The organism is Claveliimonas bilis (assembly GCF_020892095.1).
Lineage (GTDB): Bacteria > Bacillota > Clostridia > Lachnospirales > Lachnospiraceae > Claveliimonas > Claveliimonas bilis.
In genome coordinates, this window is the sequence record NZ_AP024845.1 from 1,823,345 (window position 1) to 1,836,481 (window position 13,137).

At 45.1% G+C, this 13,137-nt stretch carries 18 protein-coding genes and 1 tRNA gene; 15 read left to right on the forward strand and 4 right to left on the reverse strand.

Translation table 11 applies throughout. The annotated features are described in order from the left end of the window. The first annotated feature begins 128 nt into the window (after positions 1-128). The gene (locus EUBC25_RS08965) at positions 129-617 is read left to right on the forward strand and encodes a PH domain-containing protein (RefSeq protein ID WP_230105153.1); all 489 of its coding nucleotides are present in this window, start codon (positions 129-131) and stop codon (positions 615-617) included. Next, positions 604-2,100, forward strand: coding sequence for a PH domain-containing protein (locus EUBC25_RS08970; protein WP_230105154.1), 1,497 nt, complete (start codon positions 604-606; stop codon positions 2,098-2,100). The genes EUBC25_RS08965 and EUBC25_RS08970 overlap by 14 nt, the downstream gene beginning before the upstream one ends. A 17-nt stretch (positions 2,101-2,117) precedes the next feature. On the opposite strand, the gene EUBC25_RS08975 is transcribed toward EUBC25_RS08970, so the two are convergent. The 3 genes from EUBC25_RS08975 to EUBC25_RS08985 form a co-directional block, all read right to left on the reverse strand. Next, positions 2,118-2,459, reverse strand: a complete 342-nt coding sequence (locus EUBC25_RS08975; RefSeq protein ID WP_230105155.1) for a phenylpyruvate tautomerase MIF-related protein — start codon at positions 2,457-2,459, stop codon at positions 2,118-2,120. A 47-nt stretch (positions 2,460-2,506) separates the two neighbouring features. Next, positions 2,507-2,797: an LPS biosynthesis protein gene (locus EUBC25_RS08980; RefSeq protein WP_230105156.1), complete on the reverse strand. Its 291-nt coding sequence runs from the start codon at positions 2,795-2,797 to the stop codon at positions 2,507-2,509. Between the two features lie 177 nt (positions 2,798-2,974). Beyond that, positions 2,975-3,289: an alpha-helical endospore appendage domain-containing protein gene (locus EUBC25_RS08985; protein WP_230105157.1), complete on the reverse strand. Its 315-nt coding sequence runs from the start codon at positions 3,287-3,289 to the stop codon at positions 2,975-2,977. A 174-nt stretch (positions 3,290-3,463) separates the two neighbouring features. On the opposite strand from EUBC25_RS08985, the gene EUBC25_RS08990 reads away from it, so the two are divergent. Both EUBC25_RS08990 and EUBC25_RS14850 read left to right on the forward strand, forming a co-directional pair. Then, entirely contained in the window at positions 3,464-3,625 is a 162-nt protein-coding gene (locus EUBC25_RS08990) for a hypothetical protein (RefSeq protein ID WP_230105158.1), read from the forward strand. Next, on the forward strand, positions 3,618-3,743 hold the full coding sequence (locus EUBC25_RS14850) for a hypothetical protein (protein WP_255682321.1): 126 nt from the start codon (positions 3,618-3,620) through the stop codon (positions 3,741-3,743). The genes EUBC25_RS08990 and EUBC25_RS14850 overlap by 8 nt, the downstream gene beginning before the upstream one ends. A gap of 252 nt (positions 3,744-3,995) precedes the next feature. On the opposite strand, the gene EUBC25_RS08995 is transcribed toward EUBC25_RS14850, so the two are convergent. Continuing rightward, positions 3,996-4,078: transfer RNA gene (locus tag EUBC25_RS08995), tRNA-Leu, on the reverse strand. 257 nt (positions 4,079-4,335) lie between these two features. Between EUBC25_RS08995 and sdaAB the strand changes: the two genes are divergently transcribed. The 11 genes from sdaAB (at position 4,336) to fabZ (ending at position 13,128) form a co-directional block, all read left to right on the forward strand. After that, entirely contained in the window at positions 4,336-5,013 is a 678-nt protein-coding gene (gene sdaAB, locus EUBC25_RS09000; RefSeq protein ID WP_230105159.1) for an L-serine ammonia-lyase, iron-sulfur-dependent subunit beta, read from the forward strand. Positions 5,014-5,029: 16 nt separating this feature from the next. Next, a complete protein-coding gene (sdaAA, locus tag EUBC25_RS09005) occupies positions 5,030-5,905 on the forward strand; it encodes an L-serine ammonia-lyase, iron-sulfur-dependent, subunit alpha (protein WP_230105160.1) in 876 nt (291 codons plus the stop codon). A 130-nt stretch (positions 5,906-6,035) separates the two neighbouring features. After that, positions 6,036-6,764 carry a class I SAM-dependent methyltransferase gene (locus EUBC25_RS09010; protein WP_230105161.1) on the forward strand — a complete coding sequence of 243 codons (729 nt, stop codon included), beginning with the start codon at positions 6,036-6,038 and terminating at the stop codon, positions 6,762-6,764. 134 nt (positions 6,765-6,898) lie between these two features. Continuing rightward, positions 6,899-7,864, forward strand: coding sequence for a beta-ketoacyl-ACP synthase III (locus tag EUBC25_RS09015; RefSeq protein ID WP_230105162.1), 966 nt, complete (start codon positions 6,899-6,901; stop codon positions 7,862-7,864). Positions 7,865-7,947: 83 nt separating this feature from the next. Then, positions 7,948-8,172, forward strand: coding sequence for an acyl carrier protein (gene acpP / locus EUBC25_RS09020; protein ID WP_230105163.1), 225 nt, complete (start codon positions 7,948-7,950; stop codon positions 8,170-8,172). 90 nt (positions 8,173-8,262) lie between these two features. Further along, positions 8,263-9,201, forward strand: a complete 939-nt coding sequence (fabK, locus tag EUBC25_RS09025) for an enoyl-[acyl-carrier-protein] reductase FabK (RefSeq protein ID WP_230105164.1) — start codon at positions 8,263-8,265, stop codon at positions 9,199-9,201. Then, positions 9,194-10,126 (forward strand): ACP S-malonyltransferase, encoded by a 933-nt coding sequence (gene fabD / locus EUBC25_RS09030; RefSeq protein ID WP_230105165.1) that lies wholly within the window; start codon positions 9,194-9,196, stop codon positions 10,124-10,126. The genes fabK and fabD overlap by 8 nt, the downstream gene beginning before the upstream one ends. A 54-nt stretch (positions 10,127-10,180) precedes the next feature. Further along, positions 10,181-10,921, forward strand: a complete 741-nt coding sequence (gene fabG / locus EUBC25_RS09035; protein ID WP_230105166.1) for a 3-oxoacyl-[acyl-carrier-protein] reductase — start codon at positions 10,181-10,183, stop codon at positions 10,919-10,921. Next, positions 10,921-12,159 (forward strand): beta-ketoacyl-ACP synthase II, encoded by a 1,239-nt coding sequence (fabF, locus tag EUBC25_RS09040; RefSeq protein ID WP_230107585.1) that lies wholly within the window; start codon positions 10,921-10,923, stop codon positions 12,157-12,159. The genes fabG and fabF overlap by 1 nt, the downstream gene beginning before the upstream one ends. 16 nt (positions 12,160-12,175) lie before the next feature. Beyond that, positions 12,176-12,682 carry an acetyl-CoA carboxylase biotin carboxyl carrier protein gene (gene accB / locus EUBC25_RS09045; protein ID WP_230105167.1) on the forward strand — a complete coding sequence of 169 codons (507 nt, stop codon included), beginning with the start codon at positions 12,176-12,178 and terminating at the stop codon, positions 12,680-12,682. A gap of 17 nt (positions 12,683-12,699) precedes the next feature. After that, positions 12,700-13,128 carry a 3-hydroxyacyl-ACP dehydratase FabZ gene (fabZ, locus tag EUBC25_RS09050; RefSeq protein WP_230105168.1) on the forward strand — a complete coding sequence of 143 codons (429 nt, stop codon included), beginning with the start codon at positions 12,700-12,702 and terminating at the stop codon, positions 13,126-13,128. The last annotated feature ends 9 nt before the right edge of the window (positions 13,129-13,137 follow it).

The following is a 13,137-nucleotide window of genomic DNA, read 5'->3' on the forward strand; positions in this document are numbered from 1 at the left end:
TAGCAGAAAGGAGCAAGAAATTTTATTCATATTTTTTACAATTTTCTTAAGATTACAAAATGAAAAAGATATCAATTGACTTAATTGTATTATTGAGATAGTATAAAAGTACATAAGGAGGAGGGAAAATGAAATACGAAAAATTATCGAAAAATGCGCTTTACTGTATGTACACGGCGGGTATCCTTACAGCCGTTGTCGTAATAGCGATTCTGGGAGCAGTAAATTATTTCTGGATTTTTCCAAAAGATATTGAGATCGGGAAATGGATTTCATTGGCGCTCCTGATTCTGATCGGTATCGACGCTCTGATCAGTCCTGTTTTCCGTTATCACAGATATCGCTATAGCATTAATGAAGAATGTATTGACATTCAGGAAGGGTATCTGTTTGTAAAGAGGCATATTGTACCGATTGAAAGGCTGCACAAACTGGAAACCGCAAAAGGGCCGATCGATCAGATTTTTAAAGTGGCAAAGGTAGTAGTGACGACTGCCGGCGGAGATGTGACGATTTCTTTTCTGGATGAAAAGAAGGCAGAGCAGATTGCAGAGAGCCTGCGCAGAAGGATCAATGAGATTGTAGTGGAGCAGAGAAGGGAAAATGGAGAAGAATAAGAAGATCAGAAATCATATTTCAATCGTGGCAGAACAGATCGGTGGCGGATTTGCGGCGCTGGCCGCAGTTGCGTTCGGAATCCTGATCCAGAATGCAGATGAGCTGATGGAGGTTGATTTTTCCTTTGCAGAAGCCGGACGAGGTCTGATGATCGTAGGAGGAATCCTTCTGCTTTTTATTGCGGCGGCGGTAAAGCAAATATGGACATGGTCAAAGACATGGATCTATATAGACGGACAGACGATCGTGATCGAGAGAAATACGGTGAATCAGAAGGTAAATACCATCGGTATAAAAAATATTTCCAATATTAATACAGAGCAGAATTTATTTGAGATGATCATGGGAACCTGCAAAATTAAGATCGATACAAGCAGTCTGTCTACGGCGGATCAGACGGATGTGAAGATCGTTTTGAAAAAGGCGGATGCAGAGGCGTTTCGCCGTACAGTTGCGGCCCTCCTTAAGGAAGCAAAAGGGGAGGCGGCTGAAGAAGGACTTTCTGCTGTCGATGATCACGGCAGGCAAACGTTTGATGTGACAGCTTCCACTGCAGATATACTGCGGCATGGGTTCTGCTCAATTACAGTACTCTCTCTTGTAGTTGTAGTTGTGGGGGTGGGCGGACTGATAGAAGTTTTGTCACGCCTTACAGAAGAAGGAGAAGTTCTGAAGACTGCCATAAGCAGTATTGTAGGAATCCTTGCAGCATTTTCTTTTATTTTGTCTGCCATATGGGACATAGTAAAAGATTTCATCCGTTACTTTGATTTTGGCGTTAAAAGAAGAAAAGACGAACTCTATATCCGGTATGGAGTCCTGAAGAAGGTGGAATACACCATTCCTGTTGATAAAATACAGGCATTGAAAATCCGCCAGACATTGATCGCACGGGCAATGGGAATGTGTATGGCAGAATTGATCAATGTAGGTATGGGGGATGATAAGTCGGAAAAAAACTCCTTCTTTATCCTTTATGGTAAGAAAAAAGATGTAGAAGAGAAACTAGAAAAACTGTTGCCGGAATTTGCAGGCGTGGTCGATGCAAAGGTGACAAGGCAGCCCGCGCTTGCCCTGGCCGTCAGAGCAATTCCTCTTGTCATATACGAGGCAGTATTGATATTGACAGCGATGGGAGTGGTTGCATTTCTGGAAGAATACCGGATGATCGTAGTGGCAGTTGCCGTATTTGCCGGAATTTTTGTTCCTGTTTTGGTTCTTATGGATTATCTGACAGCGGGAATTGCTGTGGATGAGCGGGTTTTGAGAACTGCCGATGGATTTTTCGGAAAGACTCTGGTTGCGGTAAGATATGACAAGATTCAATATGTGGAGCTAAAACAGAATCTTCCTGCCAGACTCTGCGGCATTCAGAAAGGATCCTTCTCCCTTCTTGCCGCAGTGAGTATGCGGGAACATGATATTCCTTATTTCCGCATGAATCTGGAGGAAAAGATAAAAGAAAAAATTCTTGGCCGGTAATAGATGGTAAGTGGAAATCAGAAGTTTTTCCCATTCCATCCCCAGTCCGGTGTGGGGAAATAAGATACATAGATGCGTTCACCCGGAAGTCCAAGCTCCTTCTCATAGAGGGAGCAGATCTTTTCTGTCATCTGTGAAAATGCAGCAGAATCGGCATGACCGCACAATTTTACTTCGATGTAGGCGGCGGCTGTCCAGTTTTTGCGGAAATAGATGTCAGCTTTTTCTTCAAATCCGGTCATCAGCCAGTTTTCGGATTTTCCAAGACAGTCCTTTGCAATCTGTGCGAGGCCGTCAGAGAGAGTTTCCTTTTTGGAAACATCCAGTGGTAAAGTTGTTTTCGTATTTATAAATGGCATATGGGTTCCTCCTTGTCTGAAAAAATAAAGATGATCCGGGCAGTTTGTTACGGGCAGAAAGTATGCTCCGTCAATTCTGACAGAACTTTCAGTTTATTATTTATCATGGCTCTCATACAGTTCGGTACATGTTCCTGGTGCGCTCTGTGGATTGCCACGCATTCTTTACAGTTTCCATGATATTTACAGGCTTTTTGACAGGGACAGTGATCCTTGTCCTTATATTCTTCGCGAAACTTAGCGGCAAATTCTTCCTGGAGCCGAAGTCCTTCTTTACGGTTGCCCTTGTGAAATTCTTCCATTGCAGCCAGTTCTTTTGGATTTTTTTCAATGATCATTTTGTACCTCCTGAAAACTTCTTTCTACGAAAGGGAATACAACAATAGCATTCTCTGCCTCGCATACATGCCGGTACTCCCTGACCATGATAACATCCGGAAGGGTGTAAAAGCAAGAGACAGACTCCCGGATTTTCCGGAAGTCTGTCTCTTGCTCTTTAAAAAGGAGGGGCTGTATTAAGCTGCCGGAGCAGGTTCCTCTTTATCATCATGAGGTTTTTCACAGTCGGCCAAAATCGGTTTTATGAAATCTAATTTTGACTTTAAGATTGTCTCAAGAGTAGTGATTTTATCGACCATATCTTCAACGGATTTGTTAATGGCGATCAGATCTTTTAAATCGCAGCTGATGGAAACGGCTTTCTGAAGTTTTTCTCCCTCCGCATTCAGAATGTGGGAAATAGCAGTTTCTTCCAGCGCAATGGACTGGATAAGAGAAGAGGCGGCACAGCATTTGTCGATGTGCTCGCATTCAATTTTTGGCATACTCATAATGAAGTTCTCCTTTATATTTATAAGTCCCTATATTGTATGCAAAGAGGAAACCGTTGGTGAATAGCTGTTCATTTGGGAAAAATTAAGGAATATAATCATAGAATTTTATGAAGTGATCGGATATAATGAAATCACAGAAGTAATCAACTTTTTACGAAAGGAGTTGTTATTATGACATCGGCAGAAGTGTTGGCTTATGAAAAAGAACTGGAAGAAAATCAGAAGATTGTCCGCCAGATGGTTTTAGATAGCTTGGAAGATGCGAGAGCGGGAAAGGGAAGGGACTTTAACGAAGTCTTTGATGAATTGGAGAAAAAATATCAGAATGTATAAATATCGTGTTGTTATTGAACCGCTGGCAGAGGATGATATTGTCAGAAATACAGAGTATGTTGCGTACGAGAAAAAATCGCCCGGAGCAGCCGGCAGTTTATTTAAAAGGACTTCGTAAAGAAATAGCGAGTTTGGCGATTAATCTACAAAGGCATATGCTTGTAGATAGCAAGGCATTATTATTACGTATAGTGAAAGAGTAGACAGCCGGCAACTTCGTGGAGTTGCTGGCTTTTGTTATTTTTGGTTTAATAGGAAATTTTTTTCTATTAAAAGGTAATCAAAGGTAATCAAATCTTACCGGCGTAAAAATAATAAAAAAAGAACAGAAACCCTTGAAAAATAAAGGATTTCCGCTCTTCTAAATCCATGCGGAGAAAGGGACTTGAACCCTCACAGGATTGCTCCCACTAGAACCTGAATCTAGCGCGTCTGCCATTCCGCCATCTCCGCTCGACAAGAAGTATCATATCACATAACGAAGAGATTTGCAAATGTTTTTTTGAAAAAATTAAAAAATATTTATGAGGTTTCTAAAGTCGCTATATGGTATAATAAATTTAACTTAGCTTATGAGACATAAAAGCAACTACAGACGGAGGAAGCACGGGCCTCCCATCTGTCATGCCGGTCGGAGGATGGCAGATTCCCGTGACGTGGCCCGGTGGGGCGGGCAGTAAATACTGTAGAGTAGAAAGGAAAGGTAAAAAATGGCAAGTATTTTCGACATTCTTGGTCCGGTAATGGTAGGACCATCCAGCTCCCATACTGCGGGGGCAGTCAGAATTGGGCTGATAGGAAGACAGCTTCTTGGGAAACAGCCGAAAAAGGCATTGATCTATCTGCACGGTTCTTTTGCAGCGACGGGAGAGGGACATGGTACAGACCGAGCCATTGTAGCAGGACTCTTGGGGATGAAGCCTGACGATATGCGCATTCCAAATAGTTTTGAAATTGCGAAAGAATGGGGGATGGATTTTACCATTCAGAAAAAGGAGATCAGGGGAGCTCATCCAAACACAGTTCAGATGACTTTGGAAGCAGATGGAGTAGACAGTCTGAAGATACAGGCATGTTCCATTGGCGGCGGAAGAATTAAAGTCAGCAAGCTGGATGACATTGAGGTGAATTTTAACGCGGAGAGTAATACTCTGATCGTACATAATGTAGATCAGCCGGGACATGTGGCTCAGGTGGCGAATATCCTGAGTCAGAAGGAGATCAACATTGCAACCATGCAGCTCTTCAGAGATAAGAGGGGCGGCTATGCCGTTATGGTGATCGAGACGGATCAGATTATTCCGGATCAGGCAATTTCCTGGCTGGAAAATCTGGAAGGCATTATTAAAGTAACATTTCTGAATGTGAGCGGAACAGCAGAGGAATAGGAGGGCCAGAAAGAATATGTCATATCAGTCAATAGATGAAATAAGAAAAAGATGTGAAGCGGAAGGAATCGAGTTCTGGAAGGCCGTACAATTGGAAGACTGCAATGAGAGAGGGGCTTCGACGGAAGATTCCTGGGATGAGATGACACGCATGTGGCGCATTATGTGTGAAAACGTGGACGCTTATGAGCCGGATCTTGTATCCAGAAGCGGCCTGGTTGGAAAAGAAGGCGGCCAGATGGAGGAATATCAGAAAAAGGGAGATACTCTTTGCGGAGATTTTATTGCGAAAGTCATGACAGTAGCCTTGAAAATGGGATGCAACAATGCATGTATGAAGAGAATCATTGCGGCGCCCACAGCCGGGGCGTGCGGTGTTCTTCCGGCGGTTCTGATCCCTTATTTCAAAGAAAATGAAGTGCCAGAGGAAACGATGGTGGAGGCAATGTATGTAGCGGCCGGCGTAGGTCAGGTCATTGCAAACCGTGCATTTCTGGCAGGTGCAGCAGGAGGATGTCAGGCGGAGATCGGATCCGGTTCTGCCATGGCGGCAGCAGCCATATGTCATGTAAAGGGAGCCGATATTATGCAGATGGAACATGCAGCAGCAATGGCGCTGAAAAATCTGATGGGACTTGTCTGTGACCCGGTGGCCGGGCTGGTCGAGGTTCCCTGTGTGAAGAGAAATGTAGGCGGAGCTGTAAACGCGCTGACAGCAGCGGACATGGCTCTGGCTGGAATTGAAAGCCAGATTCCGGTAGATCAGGTAATCGATGCCATGAGGGAAGTTGGAGAAAAGATGGATGTCACTTTGCGCGAGACAGGCGCAGGAGGAGTGGCTGCCAGCCTGAAGGGCATGGAAGTTGCGGAGAAGATGACAGCGGAAATATAATTTCATTATTGTATGTAAAAGAGAAGAAGCGCTGGCGGCTGTCAGCGCTTCCTGTATGCTTGCGGACATGTTTGTTTTACTGATATCTTGATCTTGGGTTATTGAAAGACCGTCAGAAATGAGGTGTGTGATGAAAAATATATATGATGATGAAGGGTTTTTCCAGGCTTACGCACAGATGGAGAGAAGTAAAAAAGGACTGCAGGGAGCCGGAGAGTGGCATCAGTTTTGCAGATTTTTTCCGGAAATGAAAGGGAAAAAAGTTCTGGATCTCGGATGCGGGTATGGATGGCATTGTGCCTATGCAGTTCGGAAAGGCGCGGCAGAAGTAAGGGGGATAGATTCCAGCCGGCGGATGATCGAGGAAGCGCAGAAGAGGAACAGCGACAACAGGATACAGTATCAGGTATGCGGGGCAGAAGACTATTCTTATCCGGCAAATGAATACGATATCGTTTTGTCGAATCTTGTCCTGCACTATATTCAGGATTTAAATGGGATTTATCAGAAGGTATACCATACGCTGAAACCAGGGGGCAAATTTCTCTTTAATATAGAACATCCGGTATTTACCGGAAGTGTAGGTCAGGAATGGATCCGAGATGACAAGGGGAATGTATTGTATTGGCCGGTGGATGACTATTTTTATCCGGGAGAGAGAAAAACGAATTTTCTGGGAAAGGATGTCATCAAACAGCATCATACATTGACACAGATCCTGGGAGGTCTCCTTGAGAATGGTTTTGTGATCGAGGCGTTGGAGGAAGCCATGCCGGATCCGGCAATGATAGATATCCCGGGGATGAAAGATGAAATGAGGAGGCCGATGATGCTTTTAGTCGGTGCAGCCAAATTATAAAAGAAAGAGATGGGACAAAATTAATTCAGGTACTTGACAAGAGAGTATATGCTGCTATATACTTTGAAAGTCAAAATATTCATAATTAAAAATATTTGAGTAACAGAAGAATTGAGGAAACGAGGAAACAAAAAATGACTGGAGTAATATGCGGCACAGGGTCATATATACCTGTACATACAATGGATAATAACGATATTGCACAGCTCGTTGAGACAAATGATGAATGGATCCGCGAGAGGACAGGAGTCGTGAAGCGCCATATCATCCAGGAAGAAACAACCGTTTCCATGGCAGCCGACGCTGCGAGAAAAGCGTTGGAAAATGGAAATGTTTCTGCCGAAGAAGTGGATCTGATACTGGTGTCTACTATTTCTTCCAATGTAATCCTGCCATGCGCGGCCTGCGAGGTACAAAAAGCGATCGGCGCGGTAAATGCGACCTGCTTTGATCTAAGTGCGGCATGTACCGGGTTTGTTTTTGCCTACAATACTGCTGTTGCCTATCTGGCCAGCGGCATGTACCGAACCGTATTGATCATTGGAAGTGAAAGTTTATCCAATCTTACAAACTGGAAGGACCGAGGAACCTGTATCCTGTTTGGAGACGGTGCGGGAGCTGCAGTTGTAAAGGCGGCAGAGGGAAAGCTTTACAGAGCGGTCACTCATTCCGATGGTTTTAAGGGAGAGGCGCTGACCTGTACCAGCAGACATAACAGAAACTGGGAAGAGATTCCGCTGGAAGAGACTTATATGCAGATGGACGGACAGGCTGTATTTAAGTTTGCCGTCAAAAGAGTGCCGGAAGCTGTCAAAGAGGTTTTGGAAAAAAATAATATGACAGCAGAAGAGATTGATTATTTTATCCTTCACCAGGCAAATAAAAGGATCGTGGAAGCGGTAGCCAAAAGACTGGATGTGTCCATTGACAAATTTCCTATGAATCTTCAGGAATATGGAAATACTTCTTCCGCCAGCATTCCGATCCTTCTGGATGAAATGAGCCGGGGCGGAAGACTGAAGAAAGGTCAGAAGATCATCCTGGCAGGATTCGGAGCGGGACTTTCCTGGGGGGCAACTATCCTGGAATGGAATAAATAACAGAATGAAGCAAGAGAACACCACTGTTTTACAGCAGTGATGTAATAAAAGAAATGAAAGAGTAGAAGAAAAGGAGAACAAAAATGTTAGAAAAAATTAAAGAAATGATCGCTGACTCATTGGGAGTGGACGCTGGAACAATTACAGAGGAATCATCCTTCAAAGATGATCTGGGAGCAGATTCTCTGGACCTGTTTGAACTGGTTATGGCTCTGGAAGAAGAGTATGATGTAGAGATTCCGACAGAAGATCTGGAAAACATTGCAACAGTAGGCGACGTTGTAAAATATATCGAATCCCATCAATAAGAATCAGCGCCCGTAAAGGTGCAGTTGATTTCGAGTAAAAAAACAAAAAGAGAAATAAAAACAGAGAAAGAAGAAAAAGAGGTTGTCAATATGAAAACAGAAGTAACCGAATTGCTTGGAATAGAATATCCGATTATTCAGGGAGGAATGGCCTGGGTTGCAGAGTATCACTTGGCAGCCGGCGTATCAAATGCCGGTGGGCTTGGGCTTATTGGAGCTGCAAGTGCTCCGGCGGACTGGGTACGCGAACAGATCCGGGAGGCAAGGAAACTGACCGATAAGCCTTTTGGAGTAAATATCATGCTTATGAGTCCTCATGCGGATGACGTGGCAAAAGTTATTGTGGAAGAAGGCGTGAAAGTTGTTACAACAGGAGCCGGAAGTCCGGAAAAATACATGAAGATGTGGAAGGAAGCGGGAGTAAAGGTTATACCGGTTGTTGCTTCCGTTGCACTGGCAAAACGTATGGAGCGCTGCGGAGCTGATGCTCTTGTGGCAGAAGGTACGGAAGCCGGAGGACACATTGGTGAAAATACGACGATGGTACTGGTACCGCAGGTAGTAGATGCCGTGAATATTCCTGTGATTGCTGCCGGAGGAATTGCGGACGGAAGAGGAATTGCCGCTGCATTTATGCTGGGAGCGAAGGGAGTACAGATGGGAACACATTTTGTTGTAACAGAGGAGTCCCAGGTACATGAAAACTATAAAGAGCGTATCCTTAAGGCGAAAGATATTGATTCACGCGTGACAGGACGTACGACAGGACATCCGGTCCGTGCGCTTAGAAACGACATGACAAAAAAATATCTGGAACTGGAAAACAGCGGGGCAAGCTTTGAAGAGCTGGAGCTTCTGACACTTGGAGGACTTCGCAAGGCCGTTGTGGAAGGTGATGTGAAGAACGGAAGTGTAATGGCAGGTCAGATCGCAGGTATGGTAAAAGAAAAAATGACCTGTAAGGAGCTGATCGATAAGCTGGTGAAGGAAACAGATGCGCTGATAAAAGGAGCAGGATTTTATGAGTAAGATTGCATTTATTTACCCGGGGCAGGGCGCCCAGAAATGTGGAATGGGTGCAGATTTTTACGAAAACAGTACATCCGCCAAAGCAGTATATGATATGGCGTCAGAAGTACTGAAAGATAACATGAACATTGACATGAAAGACCTGTGCTTTCATGAGAACGATAAATTGGATTTAACAGAATATACACAGGCAGCGCTGGTAACCACATGCCTTGCCATGACAAAGGTTGTGGAGGAAGCCGGCATCCATCCGGATGTGACGGCGGGCTTAAGCCTGGGAGAATATTCTGCTATTGCGGCAGCAGGCGGCATGAAAGATGAAGATGCCATCCGTCTGGTGCGAAAAAGAGGTCTGCTGATGCAGAACACGGTGCCGGCAGGAGAAGGAGCCATGGCGGCAGTGATAGGTATGACAGGAGAAACCATTGAGAAAGTCATTGAGGGAATGGCAGGTGTTTCCATTGCCAATTACAACTGCCCGGGACAGATTGTCATTACCGGAGAGACAAAGGCAGTGGAGGAAGCGTCAGAGAAACTGAAAGAGGCCGGAGCGAAAAGGACAGTTATGCTCAACGTAAGCGGTCCGTTCCATTCTCCTATGCTGGAAAAAGCAGGGGAAGAACTGGCTGAAGTTCTGAAGGACGTTGAGCTTTCTCCTTTGAAAGTGCCGTATGTGACAAATGTAACAGCAGAGCAGGTCAGCGATATCGGAATGACAAGAGATCTGCTGGCAAAGCAGGTCAGCTCTTCTGTAAAATGGCAGCAGAGTATGGAGAACCTGATCGCCGACGGTGTGGACACTTTTGTGGAGATCGGTCCGGGAAAGACACTTGCCGGATTTATGCGGAAGATCAGCCGCGATGTGAAGGTATACAACATCGGGACATGGGACGATGTGGAAAAAGTGGTAGAGAACTTAAAGTAAATCGAAGGAGGTAGGGACGGGATATTTTTCAAAATACCCCGTCCCAAATGGAAAATGGAAGAACAGAAAGTAGCGGTAGTAACAGGAGCCTCCCGTGGAATCGGACGGGCAATTGCCCTGGAACTTGCAGCTTCCGGAGCATTTGTGGTGATCAATTACAATGGTTCGAAAGAGCGGGCAGAGGAAGTAAAGGCGGAGATAGAGAAAAACGGCGGCAGCGCCGAAATTTATCAGTGTAATGTATCAGAATTTGACGCATGCGAAGAATTTCTGAAACATGTTGTAAAAGAGTATGGAAGAATTGATATTCTGGTGAACAATGCAGGGATTACCAGGGACGGTCTTTTGATGAAGATGTCAGAGGAGGACTTTGACCGGGTGATCGACGTGAATTTAAAGGGAACATTTAACACGATCCGTTTTGTTTCCAGACAGATGCTGAAGCAAAGAAGCGGACGTATCATTAATATGTCTTCTGTTGTGGGAATCAGCGGAAATGCAGGACAGGCAAACTATGCGTCCTCAAAGGCCGGAGTGATCGGTCTTACGAAGGCAGCGGCCAGAGAACTGGCTTCCAGAGGAATTACAGTCAACGCAATTGCACCGGGATTCATTGAGACAGAGATGACAGACGTACTGTCTGATGCGGTAAAAGAAGCGTCTGTTGCTCAGATCCCCCTTGGGAAATTCGGAAAACCGGAAGATATTGCAAAGACAGCAGCCTTCCTTGCTTCAGACGCTGCAGGTTATATTACAGGACAGGTGATCCAGGTAGACGGAGGAATGGCAATATGATGAAAAGAAGAGTAGTAGTGACAGGACTTGGAGCGGTGACTCCGATCGGAAATACGGTAGAAGATTTCTGGGCAGGAATTAAAGAAGGAAAAGTAGGAATCGGGCCTATCACGAAATTTGATACTTCTGATTATAAAGTAAAGATCGCTGCAGAAGTCAAAGATTTTGTGGCAAAAGAAAGAATGGATTTTAAAGCGGCCAAGAGAATGGAAGCATTTTCACAGTATGCTGTTGCCGCGTCAAAAGAAGCCTATGAGGATTCAGGACTTGATATTGAAAAAGAAGATCCTTTCCGCGCCGGCGTCATTATCGGATCCGGAATCGGAAGTCTGCAGCAGGCGGAATCCAGCTGTGAAAAGATCAGCACAAAGGGACCTGGCAAAGTAAATCCGCTTATGGTGCCTCTGATGATCTCCAATATGGCGGCAGGGAATGTTTCCATTCAGCTTGGATTCAGAGGAAAATGTACGAATGTGGTGACAGCCTGTGCTTCCGGTACAAACTGTATTGGTGATGCATTCCGGGCAATTCAGTACAATGATGCAGATATTATGATCGCCGGAGGAACAGAAAGTGCGATTTGTCCTACCGGAGTGGCAGGATTCACCGCGCTTACCGCGCTTTCTCTGAATGAAGATCCAATGAAAGCATCCCGCCCCTTTGACAAGGACAGAGATGGATTTGTTATGGGAGAAGGAGCCGGAGTTGTGATTCTGGAAGAGCTGGAGCATGCAAAGGCCAGAGGAGCAAAGATCTATGCGGAAGTAGTCGGATACGGCTCTACAGGGGATGCGTACCATATTACCTCTCCGGCAGAGGACGGAGCCGGAGCTGCAAAGGCCATGGAGCTTGCTATGGAGGAAGCCTGCGTATCGCCAGAGCAGGTTGAATATATTAACGCTCACGGAACAAGTACACATCACAACGACCTGTTTGAGACAAGAGCCATCAAGAGAGCTTTTGGCGAAGCGGCAAAAGATGTAGTGATCAACTCTACAAAATCTATGATCGGTCATCTGCTTGGGGCAGCAGGCGGCGTAGAATTTATTACCTGTGTAAAGGCCATTGAAGACGGCTTCATCCATCAGACTATGGGAACCGTTCAGGCAGACGAAGAGTGCGATCTGAACTATGCTATAGGAGCGCCGGTTGAAAAAGAAATTCATTACGCCATGACAAATTCCCTTGGATTTGGCGGACACAATGCTACTTTACTGATTAAAAAATACGAAGAGTAAAAGGAGTATATCAAACATGGAATTTAAAAACCTGCTGACATTGATCCAGGCAGTATCTGATTCAGAACTGACTGGGCTGAAATATGAAGAAAAAGGGGTAAAAATACATCTGACAAAGCAAAAAGACACTGTAATTGCGACACAGTGTTCCGGACCGGCTATGGAATTTGCAGCCGGCACGCCAGCCTTTGTATCTTCCGCGGCAGCGGGAGAAAGTACAGGAGCAGCGGAGGATACCAGCGCTGATGATAAAGTACAGGAAACAGAAGTGAAGGCGGCAGACCTTGGCGGAAAGATCGTGAAGTCTCCCCTTGTAGGAACATTTTATGCGGCTCCGGCAGAAGATGCAAAGGCCTATGTATCTGTGGGCGACACAGTGAAAAAAGGACAGGTACTTGCAATCGTTGAGGCTATGAAGCTGATGAATGAAATTGAGAGTGATTACGACGGAACTATTGCGGAGATCCTTGTAGAAAACGGGCAGGGAGTTGAGTACGGACAGCCTTTATTCCGCATTTCCTAGTTCCGGAAGGAGGACATATGAACCATTTAGATATTAATCAGATCAAAGAGATCATACCTCACAGACATCCGTTCCTTTTGGTGGATTACATCGAAGATTATGAACCGGGACAGTTTGCTGTGGGATACAAATGTGTCACATACCGGGAGGACTTCTTCAAAGGGCATTTCCCCCAGGAGCCTGTTATGCCCGGCGTTCTGACGGTAGAGGCCCTTGCACAGGTAGGTGCGGTTGCAATTTTAAGCAAGGAAGAAAATAAGGGAAAGATCGCTTATTTCGGCGGTATCAGTAAATGTAAATTTAAAGGGAAAATTGTTCCCGGAGATAAAGTGAGACTGGAGACTAAGATTATCAAAGCCAAAGGTCCCATGGGAATTGGAGAGGCAACAGCCAGTGTGGACGGGAAGGTTGTAGTCAGCGCGGAGCTGACCTTCATGGTAGGTTAAGAGGAAACA

Coding starts and splice junctions, on each gene's coding strand:
- EUBC25_RS08975 (WP_230105155.1), bottom strand. CDS start 2,459: ATGCCATTTATAAATACGAAAACAACTTTACCACTGGATGTTTCCAAA.
- accB (WP_230105167.1), top strand. CDS start 12,176: ATGGAATTTAAAAACCTGCTGACATTGATCCAGGCAGTATCTGATTCA.
- EUBC25_RS09010 (WP_230105161.1), top strand. CDS start 6,036: ATGAAAAATATATATGATGATGAAGGGTTTTTCCAGGCTTACGCACAG.
- EUBC25_RS09015 (WP_230105162.1), top strand. CDS start 6,899: ATGACTGGAGTAATATGCGGCACAGGGTCATATATACCTGTACATACA.
- acpP (WP_230105163.1), top strand. CDS start 7,948: ATGTTAGAAAAAATTAAAGAAATGATCGCTGACTCATTGGGAGTGGAC.
- fabZ (WP_230105168.1), top strand. CDS start 12,700: ATGAACCATTTAGATATTAATCAGATCAAAGAGATCATACCTCACAGA.
- fabK (WP_230105164.1), top strand. CDS start 8,263: ATGAAAACAGAAGTAACCGAATTGCTTGGAATAGAATATCCGATTATT.
- EUBC25_RS08970 (WP_230105154.1), top strand. CDS start 604: ATGGAGAAGAATAAGAAGATCAGAAATCATATTTCAATCGTGGCAGAA.
- EUBC25_RS08990 (WP_230105158.1), top strand. CDS start 3,464: ATGACATCGGCAGAAGTGTTGGCTTATGAAAAAGAACTGGAAGAAAAT.
- fabF (WP_230107585.1), top strand. CDS start 10,921: ATGAAAAGAAGAGTAGTAGTGACAGGACTTGGAGCGGTGACTCCGATC.
- sdaAA (WP_230105160.1), top strand. CDS start 5,030: ATGTCATATCAGTCAATAGATGAAATAAGAAAAAGATGTGAAGCGGAA.
- EUBC25_RS14850 (WP_255682321.1), top strand. CDS start 3,618: ATGTATAAATATCGTGTTGTTATTGAACCGCTGGCAGAGGATGATATT.
- EUBC25_RS08980 (WP_230105156.1), bottom strand. CDS start 2,797: ATGATCATTGAAAAAAATCCAAAAGAACTGGCTGCAATGGAAGAATTT.
- EUBC25_RS08965 (WP_230105153.1), top strand. CDS start 129: ATGAAATACGAAAAATTATCGAAAAATGCGCTTTACTGTATGTACACG.
- fabD (WP_230105165.1), top strand. CDS start 9,194: ATGAGTAAGATTGCATTTATTTACCCGGGGCAGGGCGCCCAGAAATGT.
- sdaAB (WP_230105159.1), top strand. CDS start 4,336: ATGGCAAGTATTTTCGACATTCTTGGTCCGGTAATGGTAGGACCATCC.
- EUBC25_RS08985 (WP_230105157.1), bottom strand. CDS start 3,289: ATGAGTATGCCAAAAATTGAATGCGAGCACATCGACAAATGCTGTGCC.
- fabG (WP_230105166.1), top strand. CDS start 10,181: ATGGAAGAACAGAAAGTAGCGGTAGTAACAGGAGCCTCCCGTGGAATC.